At 71.7% G+C, this 25,824-nt stretch carries 27 protein-coding genes; 2 read left to right on the forward strand and 25 right to left on the reverse strand.

Annotated elements, in window-relative coordinates; genetic code table 11:
* Positions 1-2 precede the first annotated feature (2 nt).
* From ccsB to P4R38_RS10350, 7 genes are read right to left on the reverse strand one after another with little or no spacing between them, the layout of a single operon-like run.
* The gene (gene ccsB / locus P4R38_RS10320; protein ID WP_275237505.1) at positions 3-1,004 is read right to left on the reverse strand and encodes a c-type cytochrome biogenesis protein CcsB; all 1,002 of its coding nucleotides are present in this window, start codon (positions 1,002-1,004) and stop codon (positions 3-5) included.
* On the reverse strand, positions 1,001-2,668 hold the full coding sequence (gene resB, locus P4R38_RS10325; RefSeq protein WP_277192066.1) for a cytochrome c biogenesis protein ResB: 1,668 nt from the start codon (positions 2,666-2,668) through the stop codon (positions 1,001-1,003). The genes ccsB and resB overlap by 4 nt, the downstream gene beginning before the upstream one ends.
* Positions 2,665-3,408 (reverse strand): cytochrome c biogenesis CcdA family protein, encoded by a 744-nt coding sequence (locus P4R38_RS10330; RefSeq protein ID WP_275237503.1) that lies wholly within the window; start codon positions 3,406-3,408, stop codon positions 2,665-2,667. The genes resB and P4R38_RS10330 overlap by 4 nt, the downstream gene beginning before the upstream one ends.
* Before the next feature lie 5 nt (positions 3,409-3,413).
* Positions 3,414-4,004 carry a TlpA family protein disulfide reductase gene (locus P4R38_RS10335; protein WP_275237502.1) on the reverse strand — a complete coding sequence of 197 codons (591 nt, stop codon included), beginning with the start codon at positions 4,002-4,004 and terminating at the stop codon, positions 3,414-3,416.
* On the reverse strand, positions 4,001-4,660 hold the full coding sequence (locus P4R38_RS10340) for a histidine phosphatase family protein (RefSeq protein WP_277192067.1): 660 nt from the start codon (positions 4,658-4,660) through the stop codon (positions 4,001-4,003). Before P4R38_RS10340 ends, P4R38_RS10335 begins: the two co-directional genes overlap by 4 nt.
* A gap of 2 nt (positions 4,661-4,662) precedes the next feature.
* Positions 4,663-6,012, reverse strand: coding sequence for a glutamate-1-semialdehyde 2,1-aminomutase (hemL, locus tag P4R38_RS10345; RefSeq protein ID WP_277192068.1), 1,350 nt, complete (start codon positions 6,010-6,012; stop codon positions 4,663-4,665).
* Positions 6,013-6,060: 48 nt separating this feature from the next.
* On the reverse strand, positions 6,061-6,549 hold the full coding sequence (locus tag P4R38_RS10350; RefSeq protein ID WP_275237499.1) for a MarR family winged helix-turn-helix transcriptional regulator: 489 nt from the start codon (positions 6,547-6,549) through the stop codon (positions 6,061-6,063).
* Between the two features lie 102 nt (positions 6,550-6,651).
* Between P4R38_RS10350 and P4R38_RS10355 the strand changes: the two genes are divergently transcribed.
* Complete coding sequence (locus P4R38_RS10355; RefSeq protein WP_275237498.1) at positions 6,652-7,188, forward strand: YceI family protein; 537 nt, start codon at positions 6,652-6,654, stop codon at positions 7,186-7,188.
* A gap of 93 nt (positions 7,189-7,281) precedes the next feature.
* Here the strand turns inward: P4R38_RS10355 and P4R38_RS10360 are convergent, their stop codons facing one another.
* The 15 genes from P4R38_RS10360 to P4R38_RS10430 form a co-directional block, all read right to left on the reverse strand.
* The gene (locus tag P4R38_RS10360) at positions 7,282-8,124 is read right to left on the reverse strand and encodes a M15 family metallopeptidase (protein WP_275237497.1); all 843 of its coding nucleotides are present in this window, start codon (positions 8,122-8,124) and stop codon (positions 7,282-7,284) included.
* Positions 8,125-8,365: 241 nt separating this feature from the next.
* On the reverse strand, positions 8,366-9,388 hold the full coding sequence (gene hemB / locus P4R38_RS10365; RefSeq protein ID WP_275237496.1) for a porphobilinogen synthase: 1,023 nt from the start codon (positions 9,386-9,388) through the stop codon (positions 8,366-8,368).
* Positions 9,385-11,028, reverse strand: coding sequence for a bifunctional uroporphyrinogen-III C-methyltransferase/uroporphyrinogen-III synthase (locus P4R38_RS10370; protein ID WP_277192069.1), 1,644 nt, complete (start codon positions 11,026-11,028; stop codon positions 9,385-9,387). Before P4R38_RS10370 ends, hemB begins: the two co-directional genes overlap by 4 nt.
* Positions 11,025-12,026 (reverse strand): hydroxymethylbilane synthase, encoded by a 1,002-nt coding sequence (hemC, locus tag P4R38_RS10375; protein WP_277192070.1) that lies wholly within the window; start codon positions 12,024-12,026, stop codon positions 11,025-11,027. The genes P4R38_RS10370 and hemC overlap by 4 nt, the downstream gene beginning before the upstream one ends.
* Positions 12,023-13,306 (reverse strand): glutamyl-tRNA reductase, encoded by a 1,284-nt coding sequence (locus tag P4R38_RS10380; protein ID WP_277192071.1) that lies wholly within the window; start codon positions 13,304-13,306, stop codon positions 12,023-12,025. Before P4R38_RS10380 ends, hemC begins: the two co-directional genes overlap by 4 nt.
* On the reverse strand, positions 13,303-14,010 hold the full coding sequence (locus tag P4R38_RS10385; RefSeq protein ID WP_277192072.1) for a redox-sensing transcriptional repressor Rex: 708 nt from the start codon (positions 14,008-14,010) through the stop codon (positions 13,303-13,305). Before P4R38_RS10385 ends, P4R38_RS10380 begins: the two co-directional genes overlap by 4 nt.
* 181 nt (positions 14,011-14,191) lie before the next feature.
* A complete protein-coding gene (locus P4R38_RS10390) occupies positions 14,192-14,449 on the reverse strand; it encodes a glutaredoxin family protein (protein ID WP_277192073.1) in 258 nt (85 codons plus the stop codon).
* A gap of 8 nt (positions 14,450-14,457) precedes the next feature.
* Entirely contained in the window at positions 14,458-15,660 is a 1,203-nt protein-coding gene (locus P4R38_RS10395; protein ID WP_277192074.1) for a lysophospholipid acyltransferase family protein, read from the reverse strand.
* Positions 15,657-16,661, reverse strand: a complete 1,005-nt coding sequence (locus P4R38_RS10400; protein ID WP_277192075.1) for an NAD-dependent epimerase/dehydratase family protein — start codon at positions 16,659-16,661, stop codon at positions 15,657-15,659. Before P4R38_RS10400 ends, P4R38_RS10395 begins: the two co-directional genes overlap by 4 nt.
* A 208-nt stretch (positions 16,662-16,869) precedes the next feature.
* A complete protein-coding gene (locus P4R38_RS10405; RefSeq protein ID WP_003792170.1) occupies positions 16,870-16,968 on the reverse strand; it encodes a 30S ribosomal protein bS22 in 99 nt (32 codons plus the stop codon).
* A gap of 132 nt (positions 16,969-17,100) precedes the next feature.
* Entirely contained in the window at positions 17,101-17,301 is a 201-nt protein-coding gene (locus tag P4R38_RS10410) for a helix-turn-helix domain-containing protein (RefSeq protein WP_275237488.1), read from the reverse strand.
* A gap of 186 nt (positions 17,302-17,487) precedes the next feature.
* A complete protein-coding gene (locus tag P4R38_RS10415) occupies positions 17,488-18,621 on the reverse strand; it encodes an acetoin utilization protein AcuC (RefSeq protein ID WP_277192076.1) in 1,134 nt (377 codons plus the stop codon).
* Between the two features lie 83 nt (positions 18,622-18,704).
* Positions 18,705-19,250, reverse strand: coding sequence for a GNAT family N-acetyltransferase (locus P4R38_RS10420; protein WP_275237486.1), 546 nt, complete (start codon positions 19,248-19,250; stop codon positions 18,705-18,707).
* 98 nt (positions 19,251-19,348) lie between these two features.
* Positions 19,349-20,191 carry a pyrroline-5-carboxylate reductase gene (proC, locus tag P4R38_RS10425; protein WP_277192077.1) on the reverse strand — a complete coding sequence of 281 codons (843 nt, stop codon included), beginning with the start codon at positions 20,189-20,191 and terminating at the stop codon, positions 19,349-19,351.
* Positions 20,192-20,194: 3 nt separating this feature from the next.
* On the reverse strand, positions 20,195-21,148 hold the full coding sequence (locus tag P4R38_RS10430) for a proline dehydrogenase family protein (protein ID WP_277192078.1): 954 nt from the start codon (positions 21,146-21,148) through the stop codon (positions 20,195-20,197).
* A 228-nt stretch (positions 21,149-21,376) separates the two neighbouring features.
* Between P4R38_RS10430 and P4R38_RS10435 the strand changes: the two genes are divergently transcribed.
* Complete coding sequence (locus tag P4R38_RS10435) at positions 21,377-22,267, forward strand: endonuclease/exonuclease/phosphatase family protein (RefSeq protein ID WP_277192079.1); 891 nt, start codon at positions 21,377-21,379, stop codon at positions 22,265-22,267.
* A gap of 106 nt (positions 22,268-22,373) precedes the next feature.
* Here P4R38_RS10435 and P4R38_RS10440 read toward each other — a convergent pair whose 3' ends face one another.
* Genes P4R38_RS10440 through P4R38_RS10450 form a run of 3 tightly spaced genes read right to left on the reverse strand, consistent with a single transcriptional unit; the run spans position 22,374 to position 25,695 of the window.
* Entirely contained in the window at positions 22,374-23,213 is an 840-nt protein-coding gene (locus tag P4R38_RS10440; RefSeq protein WP_277192080.1) for a transglutaminase family protein, read from the reverse strand.
* A gap of 2 nt (positions 23,214-23,215) precedes the next feature.
* Positions 23,216-24,142, reverse strand: a complete 927-nt coding sequence (locus P4R38_RS10445) for an alpha-E domain-containing protein (protein ID WP_277192081.1) — start codon at positions 24,140-24,142, stop codon at positions 23,216-23,218.
* Positions 24,142-25,695 carry a circularly permuted type 2 ATP-grasp protein gene (locus P4R38_RS10450; RefSeq protein WP_409201255.1) on the reverse strand — a complete coding sequence of 518 codons (1,554 nt, stop codon included), beginning with the start codon at positions 25,693-25,695 and terminating at the stop codon, positions 24,142-24,144. The genes P4R38_RS10445 and P4R38_RS10450 overlap by 1 nt, the downstream gene beginning before the upstream one ends.
* Positions 25,696-25,824: the final 129 nt, after the last annotated feature.

Here is a 25,824-nt window from a genome sequence, read left to right on the forward strand (position 1 = left end):
TATCAGAGTCCTGAGTAGGAGTGCTGGCCGACGAAGAAGACGTTGACCACGCAGTAGTTGACGATGATGCAGGCGAACCCGGCCAGGGCGATGTACGACGCGCGCCGGCTGTTCCAGCCCGCCGTGACCCGGGCGTGCAGGTACGCGGCGTACACGACCCAGATGACGAACGTCCACACCTCCTTGGGGTCCCAGTTCCAGTAGTGACCCCAGGCCTCCTGCGCCCAGATGGCGCCGGCGATCAGGGTGAAGGTCCACAGCGGGAAGGCGATGATGTGGACGCTGTAGCCGAGCCGCTCCAGCCGCTCCGAGGACGGCAGCGCCTTCATGAACGCGAAGCGCTCGGTGCTCCCGGCCTCCACCCGCTCCTGGATCAGGTGCAGGAGCGTCAGGCTGAACCCGATCGTGAACAGCGCGATCGACAGGGTGGCGACGGTGACGTGGATCGAGAGCCAGTAGCTCTTCAGGGACGGCATCAGCTGGGTCGCGTCGGTGTAGAACACCATCGCCGCGAGCATCTCCACCAGCAGCACCGGGCCGACCACGAAGATGCCGAGCCAGCGCACGTCACGCTTGAGGCTCCAGAGCAGGTACGCGGCGATGGTGAACGCGGCGCCGACCGTGGCGAACTCGTACATGTTGCCCAGCGGCGGGCGGTGCACCGCGGCACCGCGCAGTACCACGCAGGCGATGAGCAGGAAGGCGCCCAGCCAGGACAGCGACATCCCGATGCCGGCCCACTGCCGCTTCTCCGGCACGGCGGGCTCGCCGGTCTCGGTCCGGGTGAGGACGGCGGTCGAGCCGTCACCGGCGCCGTCGGCCGAGTCCTGGACCACCGTCGTACGGCGGGCCGACTCGCGGGCGGCGCGCGCCGGCGACTGCGCGAGGTCGACCCCGAACGACAGCATCGCGAGGGTCAGCACGACCGCGGAGGCGTAGAGGCTGTTCGTCGAGGCGTCCGACAGCGCGGTGCTGGTCTCGCGGGCGAGCATCTGAGTGATCATGCGGGTCTGCCTGTCCGTGTCGAGATGGCCGCGAGGATCTCCTCGACGGCCGCGCCGAGGCGGGGGTCCTCGCCCTTGGCGAGTCCTCCGACCGTTACCAGGGTACGTCGCTCGCCGCCCTCGGCCGCAGCCGACGAGGCGTCGGACGACGGGGCGGGCGCGACGCGGACGAACACGCGTCGGCGGCGCAGCGTGAGCGACATGACGAGGCCGGCGAGGCCGGCGAGCGCACCCACCAGGGCCGGGATCTTGCCGGGATCGGAGCGCACCGACAGGCCCGCCCATCTCGGGATCGTCTTCTCCAGGGTGACCGAGCCCTGACCGCCGGGCAGCTGCACCGTCTGTCCGGGCGTCACGAGCAGCCGCAGCGGCTGACCGTTGGCCCCCTTGAGCTGGGTCATCTTCGCGGTGTTCAGCGTGTAGACCGACTGCGGACGACCGTCCGGGAAGAGGTCGCCCTCGAAGGCCGTCAGCACCAGCGCCGGCTTGCGCAGGCCGGGGAACGTGGAGATCGGGCCCATCCGGTCGTCGAAGTCGAGGCTCGGGACGAAGAAGCCGGCGAAGCCCAGCTGCTGCGGCGTCGCGCCGGTGACCTTGACCGCGCCGACCGACTTGTACGTGTTGTCCTGCGGCAGGAACGGGGTCGCCTTGCGGTAGAGGACCTTGCCGGCCTTGTCGCGCACGGTGACGACAGGGGCGTACCCGTTGCCGAGCAGGTAGACCGAGGCGCCGCCCTCGTTGATCGGGTGGTTGACCGAGATCTTGCGCTGCTCGGTGCGTCCGTCCTCGTCGCCCGTGGTCACATCGGCGGTGAAGCTGCGGGGCTGGCCGTACTGCGGGCTGTCGGTCGGGACGCCGTCCTCGAAGGAGACGTGCAGCTTGTCCAGGTGCAGGCTCCACGGCGTGAGGCCGGCGACGTCGACCCACGGGCCGGGATCGATGGTGTCGTACTGCGTGACAGTGCTGGCGAAGTCGCCGCCCTCGGGGACGATCACGTCGCCACGCCAGCCGAGGACGTGTCCGGCGGCGACCGCGACGATCACGACGACGAGCGAGACGTGGAAGAGCAGGTTGCCGGTCTCGCGCAGCGCGCCGACCTCACCGGAGACGGCGTCGTCCTGCACACGCAGCCGGAACCGCTTGCTGCGCAGCACCTCTCGCGCGGCGGCCAGGACGTCGTCGTGGCTCGCGTCCACGGTCGCGGACGTGTGGGCGGGCAGGCGCTCGAGCCGGCGAGGGGCCTTCGGCGGCTGGGAGCGGATGTTCTGCCAGTGCTGCTTGGTCCGCGGCAGGATGCAGCCCAGCAGCGAGACGACGAGCAACAGGTAGATCGCGGCGAACCACGGCGAGGAGTACACGTCGAAGAAGCCGAACCGGTCCAGCCACGGGCCGATCGTGGTGTGCTGCGCGAGGTAGTCCGAGACGCGGACGGCGTCGATGCCCCGCTGCGGCCAGATCGAGCCCGGCACCGCGGCGATGGCCAGCAGCAGCAGGAGGAACAGCGCGGTACGCATGCTCGTCAGCTGCCGCCAGAACCAGCGCAGCCCGCCGAGGAAGCCCAGCCGCGGGAGGGTGGGGCCGTCGCCGCTGCCCTTCGACGAGGTCGACGTGCGGTCCTCGTCGGTGGTGGCGTACGCCGCCGTCAGGTCATCAGGTGGAGTCATAGTGCCGTCTTGAACTGGTCGGTGAGGTTGGTCTGCAGCCAGGCCGTCGCGTGGTCCCACACGCCGGCCACCATGAGCACGCCGACCAGCAGCATCAGGACGCCGCCGACCAGCTGGATCGGACGGTGGTGGTCGCGCAGCCAGCGCGACGCCTTCTCGGCCCGCGACCACCCGGCCGCGATGAGCAGGAACGGCAGGCCCATGCCGAGGGAGTAGAACGCCGCGAGCAGCACCCCGCGGCGGATGTCACCGGAGTCGTCGGTCATCGAGGCGGACAGCGACACGATCGCGCCGAGGACCGGGCCGATGCACGGGCTCATCCCGAGCCCGAACACGGCACCCAGCAGCGGCGCCCCGACGAGTCCGGCGGCCGGACGCCACTGGATCGGGATGCCCCGCTGGCCGACGAAGCCCAGGTAGACCAGGGCCAGCACGATCACGATCGCCCCGCCGACCCGCATCAGCAGCTCGTGGTTGCCGCGCAGGAACGTCGCCGCCGTCCCCGCCGCGTACGCGAGGCTGACGAACACTACCGAGAAGCCGAGGACGAACAGCAGCGCGCCGGTCACCAGCCGGGTTCGGCGCTTCTCGTCGGTGAGGCCGGTGACGTACCCGAGGAAGCCGGGCACCAGCGGGAGCACGCACGGCGAGGCGAACGAGATCACGCCGGCGGCGAGCGCCAGCAGGATCGCCAGCGGCAGACTGCCGCCGGCGACCACGTCGGCCGCGCCCGTGTGCATACGCCTCAGGCCTGCTCGCGCAGCGTCTGGTCGACGAGCGTGCGGACGGTCGTCGCCGTCGTCTCACCCGAGACGCGGGCGGCGATGCGGCCCTGCTTGTCGATGACCAGGGTGGTCGGGGTCGTCACGACCCGGCCCTGCAGGCCGAGCAGCGTCTTGCCGCCGTCGTCCTGCAGCGAGGGGTAGGTCACCTTGAACTTGGCCAGCGTCGCGCTCGCGGAGTCGACCGTGTCGCGCTGCAGGAGGCCGACGAACTGCACCGGCTTGCCGCCCTTCTGGTACGTGGCCCAGGCGTCCTGCAGGTGCGGGAGCTCCTTCTGGCACGGCGGGCACCAAGACCCCCAGACGTTGAGGACGACGACCTGACCTCGCGCGGAGTCGAGATTCCAGGGCTTGCCGTCGAGGGTCTTCCCCGCCAGCCGGGCCGGCTTCTTGCGCTGTCCGACCGCGAGCGACTCGATCTGACCGTCGCCCGCGACGAAGCCCTTGTTGTCGCCCTGCTTGGCCTGGGCGGAGATGGAGTTCGGGTCGTCGCTGCACGCCGCGAGACCACCGGCCAGAGCCACCGCCGCCAGCGCGGCTGCTGCGGCCCTCATGCGCCGGCCACCTTCGAGGCCTGCGGCAGCAGGGAGGCGGCGGGCTCGGCGTACGACAGGGACACGACGTCGTCGCCGACGAACGTCAGCGACGTCACCGAGGCGAGGGCGCACTCGCGCTTGCGCGGGTCGTGCCACAGCCGCTTGCCCTCGTAGTGCCGGCGCGTGGTCCAGACCGGGAGCTGGTGGGAGACGATGACCGCCTCGTGCCCGCGGGCGGCGTCGCGTGCGTCGTCGATCGCGGCGCTCATCCGGGCCGCGATGTGCGCGTACGGCTCGCCCCAGGACGGCCGCAGCGGGTTGCGCAGCTTGACCCAGAACCGTGGGTGCAGCAGCTGCTTGGGGTCCGCCCCGACCGTCCGGCCCTCGAAGTCGTTGCCCGCCTCGATGACCCGCTCGTCCAGGGTCACCGGCAGCCCGACGGCGTCCGCGAGCGGCTGCATCGTCTCCTGGGCCCGCTCCAGCGGCGAGGACACCAGATGGGTGACGTCGCGGTCGGCGAGGTGCTCGGCGGCGAGCTCGGCCATCCGGTGGCCGAGCTCGGAGAGGTGGAAGTCGGCCAGCCGGCCGTACAGGACCTTGGTGGGGTTGTCGACCTCGCCGTGACGAACGAGGTGGACCACCGTGCGCTCGGTGGAGGGCGCGGAGTCGGGCATCATCAGATCGTCCCACCCGAACCTGAGGCCGCCCTGGCAGCGATCGGCAGGGCAGCGAGTACCGCCTCGACGGCCTCGTCGTCGTGCGACGCGCTGACGAACCACGCCTCGAACGCGCTCGGCGGCAGATGGACGCCCTGGTCGAGCATCGCCTGGAAGAAGCGGCTGAACGCCTCGGTGTCCTGGTCCTTCGCGTCGTCGTACGCGCGGACCTCACCCTCCCGGAAGAACACGCTGAACATCGAGCCGGCCCACTGCACGGTGTGCGGCACACCGGCGGCCGACAGCGCGTCGTGCGCCGCGTCGGCGATGGTGTGCGCGACGCGGTCCAGGTGGTCGTACACCTGCGGCGTGCAGCCGCGCAGCGTCGCGAGGCCGGCGGCGGTGGCGACGGGATTCCCGGACAGGGTGCCGGCCTGGTAGACCGGCCCGTCCGGCGAGAGCAGGCCCATCAGCTCGGCGCGGCCGCCGAAGGCCGCCGCGGGGAAGCCGCCACCCATCACCTTGCCGAAGGTGAACAGGTCGGGAGCGCCCTCGTCGTACGGACCCTCCACGCCGTACCAGCCGGAGGCCGAGCAGCGGAAGCCGGTCATGACCTCGTCGCTGATCAGCAGGGCGCCGTGCTCGCGGGTGATGCGGCGCAGCGCCTGCGTGAAGCCCGGCGCCGGGGGTACGACGCCCATGTTGCCGGGCGACGCCTCGGTGATGAGGCAGGCGATCTCCTCGCCGTGCTCGGCGAAGGCCGCCTCGAGGGCCGCGACGTCGTTGTACGGCAGGACGATCGTCTCCCCCGCGCTGGAGGCCGGGACGCCGGCCGAGCCCGGTAGCGCGAACGTCGCGAGGCCGCTGCCCGCGCTGGCGAGGAGTGCGTCGACGTGTCCGTGGTAGCAGCCGGCGAACTTCACGACCTTGGACCGCCCGGTCGCACCTCGCGCCAGCCGGAGGGCGCTCATGGTCGCTTCCGTGCCCGAGCTGACCAGGCGGACCTGCTCCAGCGGCTCGACGCGCCCGACGATCTCGGTCGCGAGCGCCACCTCGTTCTCGCTGGGCGTGCCGAAGGAGAACCCGCGCTCCGCCGCGGCGCCCACCGCTGCGAGCACGTCCGGGTGCCGGTGCCCGAGGATCATCGGGCCCCACGAGCAGATCAGGTCGACGTACCGGTTGCCGTCGACGTCGGTGAGCCAGGGCCCCTGCGCGGAGGCGATGAACCGTGGCGTGCCGCCGACGGCGCGGAACGCGCGGACCGGGCTGTTGACCCCGCCGGGGGTGACGGTGCGAGCATGCTCCATCAGCGCTGCCGAACGCGCGGTCGAAGCAGAAGTACTACGAGATGTAGTGGACGAGGACGCCATGTCCTCCATTGTCGCAAGTCCGGGTTGCGGTCGCGCGCCCCGGGTGCGTCACAGCGAGCTGACGGGGATCCCGGGCTGCCCGGTCAGACCGGCGCTCACCCGCGCCAGGGCCGACCCGAGGGCCAGGAACTCCTCCGGCGACAGCACGGAGACCAGGTGCTCCCGGACTCCCTCGACGTGGACGCGGCTGGCCTTGTCCAGCGCCGCCCAGCCCTCGTCGGTGAGGACCAGCTCGACGCCGCGGCGGTCGTCCAGGACCGGCCGGCGCTCCACCCACCCGCGTGCCTCGAGCCGCTTGGCCGTGTGCGTCATCCGGCTGCGGGACTGCACGACCATGTCGGCGAGGTAGCTCATCCGCAACCGACGTCCGGGCGCCTCGGACACCATCGAGATGATCTCGTACTCCGCCAGCGACAGGCCGTGGGCCTGCAGGTCGCGGTCGAGGGCGACCTCCAGCTGCCGGGTCGCGCGAAGGTAGGCGCGCCAGGCCCGCTGCTCATCGTCGGTGAGCCACTCAGGCTCCGGCGTCGTACTCATCACGGTTGATCATAGCCAGACGGAATAGGCGCACACAGTTGAATTTTCAATTAGATGTTCGCTACGATGAGCCCACCGACTCAGCACCGAGAAGGAGCAACCATGACCACGCTGCACCCCGACCTCACCCCCGGCACCTGGACCATCGACCCGGCCCACACCACCCTCGGCTTCACCGCCCGGCACCTGATGGTGTCCAAGGTGCGAGGCAAGTTCAACGAGTTCGAGGGCACCGCCGTCGTCGGCGAGGACCTCGAGAGCACCTCGGTCACCGCGACCGTCCAGATGGAGTCCATCGACACGCGCAACGAGCAGCGTGACGGCCACCTGCGCACCAACGACTTCTTCGACGTCGCCAACCACCCGACGATGACCTTCCGCTCCACCAAGATCACTGCGGACACCGTCGAGGGCGAGCTGACCCTGCGCGGTATCACCCAGCCGGTCACCTTCGACGTGGAGTACGGCGGCACCGTCAACGACCCGAACATGGGCACCCGTGCGGGCTTCGAGGCCACCACGCAGATCAACCGTAAGGACTTCGGCGTCCAGTTCAACGCCACCACCGAGGGTGGCGGCGCGGTCGTCAGCGACAAGATCAAGATCGAGCTCGACGTCGAGTTCGTCAAGAGCGCCTGACCCGACCTCCCGAGCAGAGTCAAGGGGCGGTACGTCGATCGACGTACCGCCCCTTTCTCGTGCGCTGGGCCGGGCGCTGCCCTGCTCGAGGGGTTACTCGGCGCCGGGGAAGGTGTTCGGACCGATGTAGTCCGGCGCTGCCGGCATGCCGAGCGCGACCTCGAGCGACTGCTCGCCGGACTCCTTCAGGTACGCGGTCAGCCACGGGCCGACGTACCGCAGGTGCCACGGCTCGGGCGAGTAGCCGGTGATGACGGAGTTCTGGGCGGTGTAACGCACCACGAAGCCGTACGCCGCGGCGTGCTCGGCCAGCCACCGACCGCCGGGCGTCGCGCCGAAGCACGGCTCGAGCGAGCAGCGCTCGTCACGGTTCTTGGCGTCGAAGGCCAGGCCGGTCTGGTGCTCGCTGTACCCGGGTCGCGCGGAGTAGGTGTCCGCTGCGAGCGCGCCGTCCCGTCGCACGTACGAGCCGTACAGGCCCTGCTGCCAGCCGTAGGCCCGGTAACCGTTCGAGGCGTAGATCCGCACCCCGGCGCGCCCGGCGTCCGCGATCAGCCGCGCCATCGGCGCCGCCGCCCGCACGTCGACCTGCACACCGGCGCTGGTCCGCAGCGTCCGGGGCGCGTACGTGCCGATCGGGGTGACCTTGTTGACCACGCGCCACAGCGAGGTGTCGAGGGAGGATGGGCTCGTCGATGTGACCACCGACCGCGAGATGTCCGCGCCCGGGATGGTGACGTTGACCCGCATCGTGCTGGACGGCTTCACCGTGACGGGGACGACCGCCTTGCCGCCCGCGGTGAGCGTGCCCACGCCGAGGAGCGATCCGTCGGGTCCGGTCACCAGGACGTCGCGGGCGCCCAGCCGGTCCACGTCCGGGGTGTCGACCGTGACCACGGCCTGGGTGCGCGAGACCGGCATGGCCTGCGTCACCACGCGGGGCGGTGAAAGCACCTCGGGCGAGGGCGTCGGGGAGGCGATGGCCGCACCCGCAGTCGGAAGCAGGCTCAGCACTGCACCGGTCGCCAGCGCGCAACGCACCGCTCGACCGGTCACACGCTGTCGACCCACACTCGGGCTCGGCATCTCACTCCTCGATCACGGGCGGACCGGTCTGGTCCTCCTCCCACGGTATCGGTAATCGCGTGGTGACTCACCCCGCGCCCGTCCGTGGTGGTCAGCCGCGCAGTGAGCGAGCGACCTCGGTGGCCCAGTAGGTGAGGATGATCTGCGCGCCGGCCCGCCGGATCGACACGAGCGACTCGTGGATCATCCGGTCCCGGTCGATCCAGCCGTTCGCGGCCGCCGCCTCGACCATCGCCATCTCGCCGGACACCTGGTACGCGGCGACGGGGACGTCCGACTCGGCCGCGACCGCGCTCAGCACGTCCAGGTACGCCAGCGCGGGCTTGACCATCACGATGTCGGCGCCCTCGGCGAGGTCCAGCCGGACCTCGCGCAGCGCCTCGACGGCGTTCGCGGGGTCCTGCTGGTAGGTCGCCCGGTCACCCTGCAGGCTGGAGGCGACCGCCTCACGGAAGGGTCCGTACAGCGCGGAGGCGTACTTCGCGGCGTACGCGAGGATCACCGTGTCGGTGTGACCGGCGGCGTCCAGGGCCTCGCGGCAGACCGCGACCTGGCCGTCCATCATCCCCGAGAGCCCGACCACGTGAGCCCCGGACTCGGCCTGCACGACCGCCATCTCGGCGTACCGCCGCAGGGTCGCGTCGTTGTCGACGCTGCCGTCCTCGGCCAGGACGCCGCAGTGACCGTGCGAGGTGAACTCGTCCAGGCACAGGTCGGCCATCAGGACCGTCTCGTCACCCAGCGCGTCCCGCAGCCGGCGCAGCGCGACGTTGAGGATGCCGTCGGGGTCGGTCGCGCCCGAACCGGTCTCGTCCTTCTCGACCGGGACGCCGTACAGCATGATGCCGCCCACGCCGGCCTCGACGGCCTCCTTGGCCGCGACCTCGAGGGTGTCCAGCGTGTGCTGCACGACACCCGGCATCGCCTCGACGGCGACCGGCTCCGCGATGCCCTCCCGGACGAACATCGGCAGGACGAGCTCGGCCGGGTGCAGCCGGGTCTCGCCGACGAGGCGGCGAACCGCGGCCGTACGGCGCAGCCGACGCGGGCGCAGCGGCAGGGACAGCTCCGGAGCGGCGCTGCGGCGGCGGGACGAGCGACGCTCGTCGGTCATGCCTTGACCTTCCGTCGGGTGGTCGACTTCTTCTTCTCGCTCGGGCGACGCAGCGGCTCACCGGCCTCGGCCGCCGCGAGCGCGAGCCCGCGTCCGAAGTCGGCGAGGGCGTCGACCAGCGCGTCCGCGGACGCCTCACTCGCGAGGACGTCGACGCGCAGGCCGTGCTCCTCGGCGGTCTTGGCCGTCGCCGGGCCGATGCACGCGACGACGGTCGAGGCGTGCGGCTTGCCCGCGATGCCGACCAGGTTGCGCACCGTCGAGGAGGAGGTGAAGCACACCGCGTCGAACCGGCCGCTCTTGATCGCCTCCCGGATCTCTGGTGCCGGCGGCGCGGCGCGGACCGTGCGGTACGCGGTCACGTCGTCGACCTCCCAGCCCATCTCCTGCAGGCCGGCGACGAGGGTGTCGGTCGCGATGTCCGCCCGCGGCAGGAACACCCGGTTGATCGGGTCGACCAGCTCGTCGAAGTCCGGCCAGTCCTCCAGCAGGCCGTGGGCCGACTGCTCACCGCTCGGCACGAGGTCGGGCTCCAGACCCCACTCGCGCAGCGCGTCGGCGGTGACGCCGCCGACCGCGGCGATCTTCAGCCCGGCGAAAGCACGCACGTCCAGGCCGTACTCGACGAACTTCTCGCGTACCGCGCGCACAGCGTTGGCCGAGGTGAACCCGATCCACTCGTAGCGGCCGGTGACCAGGCCCTTGATCGCCCGCTCCATCTGCTGGGGCGTACGCGGGGGCTCGACGCTGATGGTCGGGACGACATCGCTGGACGCGCCGTAGGTGCCCAGGCGCTGGGTCATCGAACCCGCCTGGTCCTTAGTGCGCGGCACCAGGATGTTCCAGCCGTACAGCGGCTTGGTCTCCCACCAGGACAGCTGCTCGCGCAGCGCGACGGGCGCACCCACGACGGCCAGCGTCGGGAACGGCACCGTGCCGCGGCCGAGGACGTCGACGACCTCGCCGAGCGTCGTGGTCCGGGTGGACTGCTGGATGGTGGTGCCCTGGGCGGTCAGCGCCACGGGCGTCTGCGGGTCGCGCCCGGCGTCCAGCAGCTTCGCCAGCGCCGGCGCCAGGGTCTCGGGGGCGCCCAGCACGACGACGGTCGTCTCGGGGTCCACCGACCGGCTCCAGTCGACCTTCGTCTCGCGGGCCGGGATCACGTGCACCGACCGCGACGAGGACGTCGTCAGCGGCACACCGGCGTACGCCGGGACCGCACCGACGGCGCTCACGCCGGGGACGAACTCGAAGGCGATACCCGCCTTGTGGCACGCCATCGCCTCCTCGGCGAGGCCGTTGAACGTCGCCGGGTCGCCGTCCATCAGGCGCACGACGAGGCGGTCCCCGTCGCTGCTGCCGGCGGCCTTGGCGGTGCGCACCACCAGCTTGGCGCGCGACGCGGTGGTCATGGCCTGGCCGGTCTCGCCGTGCCCGGCGTCGACGACCTCGACGTCCTCGCGCACCAGCCCGGCGACGAACTCCTCACGCGCGATCTGGTCGATGACGACCACATCGGCGGTACGCAGCAGGTCGACGGCGCGCACGGTCAGCAGGCCGGGGTCGCCCGGGCCCGCGCCGACGAAGGCGACGCGCGCCGGAGCCTTGGACTTGGCGGCGGACTTGATGGTGGTGCTCACTTCTCACGCTCCGTGGCGATGGGTGTCTCTGTGCGGAGTTGCGGGGCTGCGGTGCGGGGACCGTCGGGTTTTCGGATCGCGTCGGCGGCGCCGTCCTGCAGCATCACGCGGGCCAGCTCGCGACCGACCGCCTCAGGCCGGTCGTACGGGCCGACGTGCGAGCGCCGCAGCTCCAGGCTGCCGTCGGTGGTGCCGACGAAGCCGCGCAACGAGATGACGAGCGAGCCGTCGTCGTCCTCGGCGATCTCGGCGAGCGCACCGACCGGGGCGGAGCAGCCGGCCTCGAGGGCCTGCAGCAGAGCGCGTTCGGCGGTCACGGCCGCTCGGGTGTCGGCGTCGTCGAGGGCCTGCAGGGCCTCGATCAGGGCGGTGTCGCTCTCACGACACTCGACGGCGAGGGCACCCTGACCCGGCGCCGGCAGCATCTGCACCGGCTCGATGACCTCGGTCGCCTCGTCGAGGCGGCCGAGGCGAGCCAGGCCCGCCCGGGCCAGCACGACGGCGTCGCACTCCCCCGAGGTGACCAGGCCGATGCGCGTGCCGACGTTGCCGCGGATCGCGCGAACCTGCACGCCGAGGCCGAGGGCCTCGATCTGCGCGGCGCGCCGCGGCGAGCCGGTGCCGACGACGCCGCCGGCCGGGATCTCTCCCAGCGTCAGGTCGTCGCGGGCCACGAGCACGTCACGGGGGTCCTCCCGGACCGGGATGGCCGCGATGCGCAGGCCGGGCTCGGGAGCGACCGGCAGGTCCTTGAGGGAGTGCACCGCGACGTCGACCTCGTCGGCCAGCAGGGCCTGCCGGATGGCCGCGGCGAACACGCCTGTACCGCCCATGGACGCCAGGGGCGCGCGGTTCACATCGCCCTCGGTGACGATCTCGACGAGCTCGACCTGGTGCCCGAGCGCCCGGAGCCGCTCGGCGACCCAGGTCGACTGGGTCGTCGCGAGCTCGCTGCGGCGGGTGCCGAGGCGCAGCGTCGTAGGCAGGGTGGCGGTCATTCCAGGCCCTCCGGTCGCGGCGGGGTGCTCACGGTGGCCGTCTGGCGCGCGTCGAGGTCGAACAGCTCGCGCAGCGCGGCGGTGTAGTCGTGGCCCTCACCGGCCAGCTGCTTCACCCGGACGGTCGGGGTGTGCAGGAGCTTCTCGACGACGCGGTGCACGGTCAGCTGGACCTGTGCCTGCTCCGCGTCGGACAGACCCGGCAGCCGCTGCTGGAGCCGGCCCAGCTCGGCGGCGACGACGTCGGCGGCGCGCGAGCGCAGCAGCGCGACGGTCGGGGCGACCGATGCCGCCCGGCGAGCCACCAGGTAGTCGGCGACCTCGCCGGTGACCAGGTCGCGGACCGCGCGGACCTGGTCGGCCGCCGATCCCTCGACGCCGGCGCCCAGGTGCGCGAGCGAGAAGACCTGCACCTCGGGACGTTCGCCGACCTCGGGCGCAACGTCGCGCGGCAGCGCGAGGTCCACGAACGCCTGCCGGTGCTGGACCGCGGGGAGGTGCGACTCCTCGATGACGTGGCCGACCGAGCCCGTGCAGGAGATGACCAGGTCATGGGCGGCGAGGGCGGCCGGCAGGGCGTCCCACGGCAGCGGGTTCGCGCCGGTGGCGTCCGCCAGCCGCCGGGCCGAGTCGAAGGTGCGGTTGATGACGGTGAGCCCGGCCACGCCGGTCCGCGCGACGGTGTGCGCGGCGAGGCTGCTCATCGCGCCGGCACCGACCACGAGGACGCGCTGCGCGGCGAGCGGGCCGACGTGCGCCTCCGCCTGCTGCACGCCCCGCTCGACGAGGGAGCGGCTGACGGTGTCGATGTCGGTCTCGGCGTGGGCGCGCTTGCCGACCCGCAGCGCCTGCTGGGCCAGGCCGTCCAGGACCGACCCGACGCGGCCGCTCTCCCGGCCGGTCCGCAGCGACTCGCGCAGCTGGCCGAGGATCTGACTCTCGCCCACCGCCATGGAGTCCAGCCCGGCCGACACCTGGAACAGGTGCGCCACCGCGCGGTCCTCGTAGTGGACGTACAAATTCTCGCGCAGCTCGCGGAGCGGGAGACCGGTGGCCTCGGCGAGGCCCTCGCCGATCTCGGTGACGGCACCGTGGAAGGTGTACGCGTCGGCGTACACCTCGATGCGGTTGCAGGTGTCCAGCAGCAGCGCCTCACCGACGTGCTCGCCCGCGTCGAGGCGGGTGAGCAGGGTCTCCCGGGCAGGGGCGTCGAGGGCCGCCTGCTCCAGGGTGTCGATGGACGCCGTCTTGTGGGACAGCCCGATGACGATGATGCTCACGACGTCGCCTCCTGCCGAGCGTCGGCGACCTCCACCGCGGCGAGGTCGGCCAGGGGGCCGAGCTCGGCGCGGGCGTGCTGCTCGTGGAACGCCAGGATCTGCAGCTCCGTGGCGAGGTCGACCTTGCGGACCTCGACGCCGTCGGGGACGGCGAGCACGCACGGGGCGAAGTTGAGGATGGAGTGCACACCCATCTCGACCAGCCGGTCGGCGACGGACTGCGCGGCTGTCGGGGGCGTGGCGATGACGCCGATCAGACCCGCCGGAGGCTGGGTGGCCAGTGCGTCCATGTCGATGACGGTGAGGCCCGCGATCCGGCTGCCGACCAGGTTCGGGTCCTCGTCGACCAGCCAGGTGACGCGGAAGCCGCGGGTCGCGAACCCGGAGTACGCGGCCAGCGCGTGGCCGAGGTTGCCCATGCCGATGATGGCGACGGACCAGTCGTACTGCAGGCCCAGCTCGCGGGCGATCTCTTCGCGCAGCCGGACGACGTCGTACCCGACCCCACGGACGCCGTACGAGCCCAGGTAGGAGAGGTCCTTGCGGAGCTTGGCGGAGCGGACGCCGGCGGCCTCGGCCAGCTCCTCGGAGGAGACGGTGTCGACTCCGGTGGCGGCCAGGCCGGCGAGGGCGCGCAGGTACACCGGCAGCCGCGCGACGGTCGCGCCGGGAATCCCCCGGCGTGCGGCTGGGGCGTCGGTCACGAGCGCCTTCGCTCCTCTCTTGCGGGCGGCCTATACCAAACGTGGCCGCCTCACCTTCAGGGACCCCCTCAGCCTAGGCGCTTGTGAAGGCAGGCACAAAGTCGCGCAAGACCGCTCGACGTGCTAGTGGAGCGATGTGGTAGCGCCGTCCGTCCGGAATAGGCCGCCGTCGGCGGCGGCGTCAGCGCAGGGCACGCCGCAGCCGCTGCTCGTCCACGGTGAAGTAGTCGTGCTGGCGGTCGTCGACCAGCGTGACCGGGATCTGCTCGGCGTACCGCTCCCGCAGAGTCTCGTCGTCCAGGATCGAGCGCTCCGACCACGGGACGCCGAGCTCGTCGCAGACCCGGGAGACGACCTGGCGGGCGTCGTCGCACAGGTGACAGCCGGGCTTGCCGATCAGCGTCACCGTGTGCGAGCGGTCGCGGCGCAGGAGTCCCACGGGCGACCTCAGAAGAACACCGAGCGGCGCTGCAGCAGCAAGGTGTACAGCGTCTGCTGGATGGTCTCGCGCACCTGGTCGGTGAGGTCGAAGACGAGCATCGGGTCCTCGGCCGCCTCCGGTCCGAAGGTCGCGGTGTCGATGGGAGCGCCGAACTCGATGATCCACTTCGACGGCAGCGGGACCATGCCGAGCGGCCCCAGCCACGGGAAGGTCGCCGTGACCGGGAAGTAGGGGAACCCCAGGACCCGGGCGAGGCTCTTGAGGTTGCCGAGCATCGGGTAGATCTCCTCCGCCCCGACGATCGAGCACGGGACGATTGGCGCACCGGTCCGCAGCGCCGCCGAGACGAACCCGCCCCGGCCGAACCGCTGCAGCCGGTAGCGGTCGCTGAACGGCTTGCCCACGCCCTTGAACCCCTCGGGGAACACCGCGGCGAGGTGACCGTTGGACAGCAGCCGCTCGGCGTCGGGGTTGGCCGCCAGCGTCGTCCCCGCCCGGCGGGCCAGCTCGCCGACGACCGGCGACTGGAAGACCAGGTCGGCCCCGAGCATCCGGACGTGCCGGTGCGCCGGGTGCTGGTCGTGCAGCGCCACCTGCAGCATCAGCCCGTCGATCGGCACCGTGCCCGAGTGGTTGGCCACGACCAGGGCGGACCCGTCCGCCGGGACGTTCTCGATGCCGCGGACCTCGACGCGGAACCACCGCTGGTAGAGCGGACGCAGCAGCGGCAGCCAGACCTCCTCGGTGAAGTCGGGGTCGAAGCCGAACTCGTCGATGTCGTACTCGCCGGTGATGCGACGGCGCAGGAAGCCGAGGGTCTGCGCGACCCGCCGCTCGAGGTCGTCTCCCTCCAGGCCGGCGGCCGCGCCGGCACTGCGCAGCGCGCCGACCAGCATCGCGACCGTCCGCTCGAGGCCGGGGACCGGGACGCCCGCAACCGCCGCGGCGGCCGACGACTGCTGGGGCAACGCGCCGTCCGCGAGCGCCGTGTCGGCGATGTCGGGAACGACGTGCAACGGCCGGTCCTCGCTCGGTGGCGTGCGGCCGGTGTAGACAGGATGCTCCGACCGGTCCGCCGCCTTGGACCGGATGTCCTTGCGAGGCGGGCGTTTACGAGCCTTGGCCGCTGCGGCGATCTCGGCCGGGCGCGCCGGCTTCGAGGCCGCGTCGCCCTTGCCGCTGCGCTGGTCACCGTCCCTGGGTGTCATGCTCCCCCTCCGATCGGACCCGCCACCGTGGCGCGGGGTGGGTGCTGCGGCGTGCGGTGCGGGTCGGCGAAGACGTCCAGGATCGCCTCACGCGTGGTGAAGGCCGGCTCGAACCCGAGCAGCTCCCGCATGCGGGTGGTGTCCATGCCACGTCCGTAGCACAGCCAGCTCATCTGGTCGGCGTCGAACGTCCCGATCCGTCCCTGGGCGCTCACGAACGCCACCAGGCTCGCGGTGTAGGGCAGCACGTGGACGATCGGCCGGCGCAGCAGGCATGCGGCCTGCTTGACCGTCACGAAACCACCGCCGGCGATGTTGACGATGCCGCTGGCCTCGCTCGTCGCGCCGCTGACGCAAGCCCGCACCGCATCGTCCAGGTGCAGCACCTGGACGCGGCCGTCGTAGCCGAACGGGACCGGGACCACGCGCATGCTGAAGTAGTCGGTCAGCGGGGTCCGCAGGCCGCGGCCGACGACGTTCGCCATCCGCAGCATGGTGACCGCGACGTCGGGCCGGCGCCGGGCGAAGCCACGCACGTACGTCTCGACCTCGACGGAGTCCTTGGCGAACCCGACGGTCGGGGCCTTGCGGGCCGGCATGTCCTCGGTGAACATCGCCGGGTCGCGGGGCGAGGAGCCGTACACCGAGCTGGAGGACTTCACGACCAGCCGCTGCAGCGTGTCCGCCTTCTGGCAGGCGGCGAGCAGCTGCATCGTCCCGATGACGTTGATCTCCTTCTGGGACGTGCGCCCGCCGGCCTGCCGGGGCGTGGTGATCACGCCCAGGTGGACGACGGTGTCGACCTGCTCCTGCCGGATGATCTTGCCGATGATCGGGTTGCGGATGTCCGCCCGCACGAACTGCGCCTGCCCCAGCGAGTGGCTGGGCGGCACGGCGTCGACGGCGATGACCCGGTCGACCGCGCCGCTGAGGCTGAGGTCGCGCGCCGTCCGGCCGCCGACGAGTCGGGAGACACCGGTCACCAGGACAACTCTCGCCACTGCTCACACCTTCCGTGTCGCTCGTCCGCGCGACCGATCCTATGCGGATCGCGCGACCTGTCTGCGGTTCGTCCACGACCGGAACAGAGGACCCGCGGTGAGGTGCGCCACGGTGTCCGGGGACGACGAAGGCCCCCGGGCCGTTCGTACGGCACGCCAGGGGCCTTCCGTGACGCGGGGCGGCTCGGATCGGCCGGCCCGCGGCGCGTCACTTCTTGTTACGACGCTGGTGACGCGTCTTGCGCAGCAGCTTGCGGTGCTTCTTCTTGGCCATGCGCTTGCGACGCTTCTTGATGACGGAACCCATGCGTCAACGTCCTTCGATGCTCGATTGAGTGGTCCTTACGTGCGATGGCGTCGCGCCAGGCACGCACAGCCAATCTCGCCAAGACTACCGTCCGGCACCGGCGGCACCCAAACCGAGCAGCGCGGCGGCACCTCAGGCCGTCTCGATGTAGGAGGTCTCCAGGTAGTCGTGGACCGCCTTCTCGGGCACCCGGAAGGATCGTCCGACCCGCACCGCGGGCAGGTCGCCGTGGTGGACGAGGCGGTACACCGTCATCTTCGAGACGCGCATCAGCGCCGCGACCTCGGCCACCGTCATGAACTGCACCTCACCGGTCCGACGCTCGTCTGCCATGGGTTGCCCCGACCTCTCCGGTGAGCTGATGCGCGGTGCGGCGTGACACGTGGGACCCGCGGGATGACCGGGACGTGTGCACACCTGAGGTAATGCACGATAGAGCGGATCGTTCCGGTAGGAAAGGCCTGGCCGGCGGCTCGTCCAGTCGACACGCCGTGCAGCGGCGAATCGGATCGGGTCCGTTCAGTCCAGCCAGATGTCGAGCCCGTGGGCCGGGAAGACCGCCTCACGGGTCGCCATGACCGCCTGGTCGACCCGGCTGTCGGGGTCGAAACCCGTCTCCCAGGAACGGAACCAGACGACTCCGTCCTCGGCGACGCCGTCGCCCATCCGCGGCGGCCCGGGACGTCCGAGCAGCCGGGTGACGTGGTCCCGCCAAGCGGCCGGAACCGGGGTGGCGAGGTCGATCGGCCGGTGCGCCGCCTCGGCGATCAGGTGGGTCCAGGCACGGGGGACGACGTCGATGACCTCGTACCCGCCGCCGCCGAGCGCCACCCAGCGACCGTCGGCGACCTCGTGGGCGAGGCGGTGCACCAGCGCGTACGCGGTGCGCAGCGCGTCCACAGAGACTGCCAGGTGCGCGAGCGGGTCGGAGTAGTGCGCGTCGCAACCCTGCTGGGTGACCAGGACCTGCGGTCGGAACGCCCGGACGAGCCCGGGCACGACCGCGTGCAGCGCCCGCAGCCAGCCCACGTCGCCGGTGCCGGGCGGCAGGGCGACGTTGGCGGCGTACCCGCGAGCGTCGCCACCGCCGCAGTCCCCCGGGAACCCGGTGCCGGGAAAGAGCACCCGCCCGCTCTCGTGCAGCGAGATCGTGAGTACCCGAGGATCGTCGTAGAAGACCCGCTCCACGCCGTCGCCGTGGTGGACGTCGGTGTCGACGTACGCGACGCGCTCGGCGCCGTGGTCGAGCAACCACTGGATGCCCAGCGCCGCGTCGTTGTAGATGCAGAAGCCGGACGCGGAGCCGGGCATCGCGTGGTGCAGGCCGCCCGCGAAGTTCACGCCGTGGTCGGCCTCGCCCTCCCAGACCGCCCGGCACACCTCGACGGTGCCGGCGGCGATGAGCGCGGACGCGTCGTGCATCCCGCGGAAGGCGGGGTCGTCGTCGGTCCCGAGTCCGTACGCGGCGTCGGCCGCCGCCGGGTCGGCCGAGGCGCGGCGTACCGCGTCGACGTAGTCACGGCCGTGGACCGTCTCCAGGAACGCGTCGCCCTCGGGCGGCAGCGTCGGCGCGACGACCTGCACGCCGGGGGCGTCCAGCACGCCGAGCTCCTTCGCCAGGCGTGCCGTGAGGTCCAGCCGCAACGGGTTCATCGGGTGCTCGCGCCCGAAGTCGTACCCCGTCAGACGCGGGTCCCAGGCGACCCGCGTCCGGACCGGTCCGGAGGCGGTCCCGGTCAGGACAGCACCGAGCTGGGGACGGCCCCCGGGTCGCTGCCCAGGGGGAAGACCATGGCCATCTCGAGGTTGTCGTCGTCCTCGTCGTCGGAGGCGTCCTGCTCGCGCATCGGGCGGCGCGAGTCGGTCGGGCGGAAACCGAAGCTGCTCGCGAACGCGACCGCCCGGCCGTTGTCGGTGCCCACCCAGTACAGGACGTACTTCTGCTCGTCCTGGCGGGCGTTCTCGACGCCGGCCTCGACCAGCTTCCAGGCGACGCCCTGCCCGCGCAGCTGCGGACTGACCCACAGCCCGAACAGCTGGACGACCCTCTCCTGCTCGTCGACCGAGCCGACCGAGACGACACCGACGGGAGCACCGTCCTGCTCGGCCACGAGACGTCGCGAGCGGGTGACCCGCTTGCGCCAGAGGTCCTCGTCGAAGCCCTGCTCCTGATCGGCCGAGGCCGCGAAGGCGTCCGGGGACTCCTTCAGCGCCTCGAGCCGGATGTCGCGGTATACCTGCCAGTCCCCATCCCCGAGGGCACGCACCGTGATCGCTGTCATGGGATCACTCTCGCACGCGGCCGACCGCGTCCGGCCGCCAGCCTCGGGACTTCCTCGGCCGATCCCACGGGTCGGGCAGGTCCCGCCGCCGAGCCTGCTCAGCCCGCGCCGGACGCCAGCTCGGCCGAGCGTCGTGCGGCGGCCTCCATCGCGGTGAGGAAGGCAGCCCGCACCTTGTTGTCGTCGAGCTCGCGCAGCGCCGACATGGTCGTACCGCCCGGGCTCGAGACGCGCTCGCGCAGCACCGTCGGGTGCTCACCCGTCTCCTTGAGCATGGTCGCCGCGCCGTAGAGCGTCTGCACGACCAGCTCGGTCGAGGTCCCGCGCGGCAGGCCGAGCAGCACGCCGGCCTCGATCATCGCCTCGACGACGTAGAAGATGTACGCCGGACCGCTGCCGCTGATCGCGGTGACCGCGTCCTGGTGCTCCTCGGGGATCGACAGCACCTTGCCGCAGGAGCGCATGAGGTCCTGGGCGACCCACAGGTGGTGGGCGTCGCAGTGCGCCCCCGGGCTGACGGCCGCCATGCCCTCGTCGACCAGCGCCGGGGTGTTCGGCATGACGCGGGCGACCGGCGTGCCCTCCGGCAGACGGCCCTCCAGGAAGGCCGTCGTGATGCCCGCGGCGATCGAGACGACCAGGGTGCCGGGTGCGAGGTGGTCGCGGATCGTGTCGAGGACCTTGCTCATGTCCTGCGGCTTGACCGCGAGGACCACGGTGTCGACGCCGGCGGCGGCGTCCGCGGCCGAGGCGACGCCGACGCCGTACCGCTCCTTGATGACGGCCAGCCGCTCCGGGCTGCGATCGCTGACGAGGAGGTCGCCGGCCTGCCGGCCCGCACGCAGCAGGCCCGACACCAACGTCTCGCCCATCACGCCCGCGCCGATGACGGCGACCTTGCCGATCGGCACCTCGTGCGAGCGCTCTGCGGTCTCAGCCATGGGTCATCCCTTCGTCGCGACGGCTCTCAGGAAGAACATCGTGTTGGCCGGACGCTCGGCCATCCGGCGCATGAGGTAGCCGTACCACTCGTCGCCGTACGGCACGTAGACGCGCATCCGGTGGCCGTCCGCGGCGAGCCGCTGCTGCTCGTTCGGGCGGATGCCGTAGAGCATCTGGAACTCGTAGGTGGAGGCCTCACGCAGCTCCTTGGCCGCGAGCGCCGCGGCGATGTCGATCAGCTGCGGGTCGTGCGTCGCCAGCATCGGGTAGCCCTCACCCTCCAGCAGGACCTTCGCGCAGCGCACGTAGGACGAGGACACCTCCAGCGCGTCCTGGAACGCGACCGACTCCGGCTCCTTGTACGCGCCCTTGCACAGCCGCACCCGGCTGCCCTCGGTCGCGAGGTCGCGGCAGTCGGCCTCGGTGCGTCGCAGGTACGCCTGCAGGACCGCCCCGACCCACGGGAAGTCCTGGCGCAGGTCGTGCAGCACCGAGAGCGTGGAGTCGGTGGTGGTGTGGTCCTCCATGTCGAGCGTGACCGTGGTGCCGGCGTTGCGGGCCGCCTGGCAGATCTCGCGGGCGTGCTCCAGCGCGATCTTCTCGCCGTCGCCGGGGAGCGCCTGGCCGATGGCGCTCAGCTTGACGCTCACCTCGGCGCGGCCGCCGGTCGCGAGGCCCTCGAGCGTGAGGGCACCGAGCAGCTGCAGGTAGGCGTCCGTGGTCGCGCGGGCCTGCTCGAGATCGAGGGTGTCCTCGCCGAGGAAGTCGATCGTGACCAGGCGACCGGAGTCGCACAGCTGGGTCGAGGCGCGGACGGCGTCCGCCGTGGTCTCGCCGGCGACGAACCGCCGTACGACGTCGCGGCTCACCGGAGCCTTCTCGATCACGCCTCGCACCCGGCCGCTGCGGCTCAGGCCGAGAAGTCCTTGGCGCAGCGCGGCACTCGGATCGAACATCGGGGCTCCTTCGCACGAGCGTGGCAGGCGACGACGGTGCTGACCGCGCCGCTGCAGTGAGTCGGCCACAGGCTAACCGCCGCCGATGTGGCACCCGTCACCGGAGCGGTGCCGCGACCGGCCGGGCAGGTCGCGACGGCGCCGGACCCGTCGGAACCGCCTCCAGCCGGGTCCCGTCTCCTCCCCGGACCCGGGACCGCCGGGCCGACCAACCAGGGGAGGAACACGATGAGAGCTCGACTGATCGCCGCAGTGGTCGCCACCGGCGCCGTCAGCGCGGCCGCCGTACCGCTCGTCGCCGGCGCCGCGGACGCCGCGCCCGCGGGTGCCCGCCAGATCACCGTCGTCCAGCACAACACCGACAAGCACCGCGACTCGATGAACCGCGCGATCCGCAAGGCCACCGACGCCCACGCCGACGCGATCACGCTGCAGGAGATCTGCGAGGACTGGGTACCCGCCCTGCGCCAGGCGCACCCGAGCTGGACGATCGCCACCCGCGCGACCAAGCCGATCGCCCCCGACCAGACGACGGCGCCGTGTGCGAAGGGTTCGGACGTCCTCGCCGTCGCCATCTGGACGGGCGGGAAGGACGGACGCCGCCAGGCCTTCGACCTCGAGCCCGACGGCGGCTTCACGAACGAGAAGGGCAAGTGGGTGCCGCCCCGCACGCCTGCCCTGGTGTGCGTCTCCTTCGGCTCCAAGCCGGTCAAGCACGTCTGCTCGACGCATCTCGTCGCGTTCGAGAACCCGCAGAAGCCGGTCCGCGCCATCCAGACCCGGCAGGTCGCCGACATCACGGCGAAGTGGCGCAAGAAGGGCCACTCGGTCGTCGTCGGCGGTGACTTCAACTCCAAGCCGATGATGGGCGAGATGGACTCGATGTACGCCTACGGTCCGGGCGCCCACGGGGCGTTCACCGAGAGCGATCAGCTCGACGGGAAGACCACCGCGCAGGCGGGCCGCTCCACGAGCAAGACCCGCGGCAAGATCGACTACCTGTTCTTCTCGCGCAACCGCACCCCGCTGCAGAACAGCGGGACCCTGAACATCGTGCGCAAGAAGGTCGCCTCCGGTCACGACATCCTCGTCGCGCGGACCACCGTCTCCAAGGGCTAGGCCGGCTCTCGCCGACAGGCCCACGTCGCGCTCGGAGGCCCACCGTTTCTTCCCGGAACGGTGGGCCTCTCAGCGGTCGATGGGCCTCTCGGCGGATGGTCGCCCGTCAGGCGAGGCGGGTCATCTCGACCCGGGTGAACATGGTCGATCCCGGCGAGCCGGTGAAGATCCCGGACAGCGGGACGACGTCCTTGTGGTCCCGACCGACACCGACATCGACGTAGTGGTCGTCCGGCGGTACGCCGTGGGCCGGGTCGACCGGCACCCACGCGCCGTCCCACCACTGGATCCAGGCGTGGGAGTCGCCGGCGTACGGCCGTCCGATCTCCGGCTCGGGGTCGGGGAACATGTAGCCGGACACGTAGCGCGCCGGGATGCCGTACGAGCGCAGCGCCCCGATCGTCAGGTGGGCGAGGTCCTGGCAGCCGCCGGACCCCGCCGCCCAGGCGTCGGCCGCCCGGGCGTGCGCGGTCGTGCGGCCTCGGACGTACTCCACGCGCGAGCGCAGGAGCTCGACGACAGCATCGACGAAATCGGCTGGTGCTGCTGCGGACTCGCGCATGGCAGCCAGCTCCTGGGACAGCTCCGGGCCGGTCGAGACGCGCGGGGTGACACCCAGTACCTCCAGCCAGGCGTCGGTGACCTCGGGCGCCACCATCTCCTCCCAGCTCAGGTGGCTGGTCTCGGCGGGGCGGCGGTCCACCGTGACGGTGCTCGTGGCGTCCACCAGCAGCTCGGGGTGGCGCTCGTGGACCTCGAACGAGGTGACGAGCGTGCCCCAGTAGTCGGTCCACGACATCGCCCACGGGTTCGGGCTGACATCGACCTTGGTGTGCAGCACGGTCTGGTCGAGGTTGCTCTGCGGCTGCATCCTCGCCTCGTTGTACGACGCGGTCGCGCCGCCCTTGTAGGTGTAGCCCGTCTGGTGGTGCAGACGCAGGGTCATCGTCATTGGGTGCCTCCCAACCACTCCGGCGCCACCGCGCCCTCGAAGTACCGGTGCGTCACGGCGTCGGTCGCCTCGACGCACACCCGTTGCAGTCGTTCCATCTCCCCCGGCAGGTCCGAGAGGAGGTCGTTGAGCGAGCGGACGTCCAGCGACGCACGCGCCTGGCCGACGATGCGGGCCGCGTCACCGCCGAACCCGAGCCGCCGCTGCCGCGGGTCCAGCACCTCCAGGCATGCCGCCGCCTGGGTCAGCCCGAACACGACCGACCGCGGGAACAGCCGGTCCAGCAGCAGGAACTCCGCCGCCGCGCGCGGTGACTCGATCGCGCGGTAGGTCCGGGTGAACGCGTGGTGCGCGCCGCAGGCCCGCAGGGTCGTCTGCCAGCTGGACGCGCCACCCGCGCCGTTCGCCGTCGACAGCAGCAGTCGCGCGGTCATGTCGACGCGCTCGATGGACCGTCCGAGGACGAGGAACTGCCAGCCGGTGTCGTGGCTGAGCGTGCCGTCGGCGAGCGCGGCGATCATGCTGGCCCGCTCCCGGATCAGGCGGAAGGCGTCGGCCGGTCGCATCCGGGACAGCTGACCCGACGTCGTCTGGTTGTACGTGGTGTTGATCGCCTCCCACATCTCGGTGGAGACGACCTCACGGGAGCGGCGCGCGCTCTCGCGGGCGGAGTCGATCGCCGAGACGACCGACGCGGACGAGGACCGGTCGTGGAACAGCAGCCGCAGCACCGCGGCCTGGTCGTACGTGCCGTCGTGGCTCACGCCCATGGCGGCCAGCAGCGCGCGACAGGTGGCCTCACGGTCGATCGTGGGGTCCTCGGTGAGCACCTGCAGGTGGGCGTCGAGGATGCGCGAGGTGCACTCCGCGCGCTCGATGTAGCGGCCGATCCAGAAGAGGGCCTCGGCGATTCGGCTGAGCATCAGCGAGCACCTCCGGTCTGCGACTGGAACTGGGTCTGGCCCTGCGACTGCGACTGCGACTGGGTCTGGCCCTGCGAGTCCGCCGGGCTCGGTGCCGGCTCCGCGACCGGCTTGCTGGCCGGGTGGAGCGGGCCCTCCCGTGCGGGTTCGGGCTCGAGGTCCGGCAGGACGTGATCGGCGGCCAGCACCCAGGTGTCCTTGGAACCGCCACCCTGGCTGGAGTTGACGATGAGCTCGCCCTCGGGCAGCGCCACGCGGGTCAGGCCGCCCGGCAGCACCGAGACCTTGTCGCCGTCGTGCACCGCGAACGGTCGCAGGTCCACATGGCGTGCTGCCATCCGCCCGTTGATCAGGGTCGGCACGGTGGACAGCTGGACCACCGGCTGGGCGATCCAGCCGCGCGGGTCGGCGAGCAGCCGTCCGCGCAAGGTCTCGATCTGTGCGCTCGTCGCGCGCGGCCCGATGACGATGCCCTTGCCGCCCGCGCCGTCGACCGGCTTCAGGACCAGCTCGTCGAGGCGGTCGAGCACCTCCTCACGGTGGCCCGGGTCCTCCATCCGCCAGGTGTCGATGTTGCGCAGCACCGGCTCCTGGCCGAGGTAGTAGCGGATGAGGTCGGGCACGTAGGTGTAGACGAGCTTGTCGTCGGCCACGCCGTTGCCGACCGCGTTGGCGATGGCCACGTTGCCGACGCGCGCGGCGTTCAGGAGCCCCGGGACGCCGAGGACCGAGTCGCGGCGGAAGTGGACGGGGTCGAGGAAGTCGTCGTCCACCCGCCGGTAGATGACGTGGACGGGATGCAGCCCGTGCGTCGTCCGGACGTAGACGTGGCCGGCCTGAGCGACCAGGTCGCCGCCCTCGACGAGCCGGACGCCCATCAGCCTGGCCAGCAGCGCGTGCTCGAAGTACGCCGGGTTGTAGACGCCCGGAGTGAGGACGACGACGGTCGGGTCGGCGACACCTGTCGGAGCGCAGGCGCGCAGTGCGGCCAGCAGCCGGTTCGGGTAGTGCGCGACCGGCCGGATGCGGTGGTGGGTGAACACCTCGGGCAGCGCGGCCGACAGCGCGCGCCGGTTGGTCATGACGTACGAGACACCGCTGGGGATGCGGACGTTGTCCTCCAGCACCCGGAACTCGCCCTGCTCGTCACGGACGAGATCGATCCCCGCGACGTGGACACGGACACCGCTCGGCGGTCGGATTCCCATCGCCGGGCGCAGGAAGTGGGGCGAGCTGGTGACCACGCGGCGCGGGATGACACCGTCGCGGAAGACCTGACCCTCGCCGTAGATGTCGGCGAGAAAGGCCTCGAGGGCCCGAACCCGTTGCGCCACACCGACTTCCACGCGCTGCCAGGACTGGGAGTCGATCAGCCGCGGGACGATGTCGAGGGGGAAGGGTCGTTCCTCGCCGCCGATGTCGAACGTCACGCCCTGGTCGAGGTAGCTGCTGGAGAGGTACTCGGACCTGGCTCGCAGCTCCTCGGGCGAGAGCCGGTCCACCTGCTCGCGCACGGTGGCGTAGCTCTGTCGCACGTCGGCGCCGTCGAACATCTCGTCGTACGTCGCTGGGCGCGGTTCGTAGTCGTCGAAGTGTCCGGTCACCCACGGCAACCTAGTGGTCGGCTGCTCGTGCCGATGCGGACGGTCTCAGATGCGGGTCGCGCCTGCGCCGAAGCATTC

The organism is Luteipulveratus flavus (genome assembly GCF_029439465.1).
Lineage (GTDB): Bacteria > Actinomycetota > Actinomycetes > Actinomycetales > Dermatophilaceae > Luteipulveratus > Luteipulveratus flavus.

Coding starts and splice junctions, on each gene's coding strand:
- ccsB (WP_275237505.1), bottom strand. CDS start 1,004: ATGATCACTCAGATGCTCGCCCGCGAGACCAGCACCGCGCTGTCGGAC.
- resB (WP_277192066.1), bottom strand. CDS start 2,668: ATGACTCCACCTGATGACCTGACGGCGGCGTACGCCACCACCGACGAG.
- P4R38_RS10330 (WP_275237503.1), bottom strand. CDS start 3,408: ATGCACACGGGCGCGGCCGACGTGGTCGCCGGCGGCAGTCTGCCGCTG.
- P4R38_RS10335 (WP_275237502.1), bottom strand. CDS start 4,004: ATGAGGGCCGCAGCAGCCGCGCTGGCGGCGGTGGCTCTGGCCGGTGGT.
- P4R38_RS10340 (WP_277192067.1), bottom strand. CDS start 4,660: ATGCCCGACTCCGCGCCCTCCACCGAGCGCACGGTGGTCCACCTCGTT.
- hemL (WP_277192068.1), bottom strand. CDS start 6,012: ATGGCGTCCTCGTCCACTACATCTCGTAGTACTTCTGCTTCGACCGCG.
- P4R38_RS10350 (WP_275237499.1), bottom strand. CDS start 6,549: ATGAGTACGACGCCGGAGCCTGAGTGGCTCACCGACGATGAGCAGCGG.
- P4R38_RS10355 (WP_275237498.1), top strand. CDS start 6,652: ATGACCACGCTGCACCCCGACCTCACCCCCGGCACCTGGACCATCGAC.
- hemB (WP_275237496.1), bottom strand. CDS start 9,388: ATGACCGACGAGCGTCGCTCGTCCCGCCGCCGCAGCGCCGCTCCGGAG.
- hemC (WP_277192070.1), bottom strand. CDS start 12,026: ATGACCGCCACCCTGCCTACGACGCTGCGCCTCGGCACCCGCCGCAGC.
- P4R38_RS10395 (WP_277192074.1), bottom strand. CDS start 15,660: ATGACACCCAGGGACGGTGACCAGCGCAGCGGCAAGGGCGACGCGGCC.
- P4R38_RS10405 (WP_003792170.1), bottom strand. CDS start 16,968: ATGGGTTCCGTCATCAAGAAGCGTCGCAAGCGCATGGCCAAGAAGAAG.
- P4R38_RS10410 (WP_275237488.1), bottom strand. CDS start 17,301: ATGGCAGACGAGCGTCGGACCGGTGAGGTGCAGTTCATGACGGTGGCC.
- P4R38_RS10415 (WP_277192076.1), bottom strand. CDS start 18,621: ATGAACCCGTTGCGGCTGGACCTCACGGCACGCCTGGCGAAGGAGCTC.
- P4R38_RS10420 (WP_275237486.1), bottom strand. CDS start 19,250: ATGACAGCGATCACGGTGCGTGCCCTCGGGGATGGGGACTGGCAGGTA.
- proC (WP_277192077.1), bottom strand. CDS start 20,191: ATGGCTGAGACCGCAGAGCGCTCGCACGAGGTGCCGATCGGCAAGGTC.
- P4R38_RS10430 (WP_277192078.1), bottom strand. CDS start 21,148: ATGTTCGATCCGAGTGCCGCGCTGCGCCAAGGACTTCTCGGCCTGAGC.
- P4R38_RS10435 (WP_277192079.1), top strand. CDS start 21,377: ATGAGAGCTCGACTGATCGCCGCAGTGGTCGCCACCGGCGCCGTCAGC.
- P4R38_RS10440 (WP_277192080.1), bottom strand. CDS start 23,213: ATGACCCTGCGTCTGCACCACCAGACGGGCTACACCTACAAGGGCGGC.
- P4R38_RS10445 (WP_277192081.1), bottom strand. CDS start 24,142: ATGCTCAGCCGAATCGCCGAGGCCCTCTTCTGGATCGGCCGCTACATC.
- P4R38_RS10450 (WP_409201255.1), bottom strand. CDS start 25,695: ATGTTCGACGGCGCCGACGTGCGACAGAGCTACGCCACCGTGCGCGAG.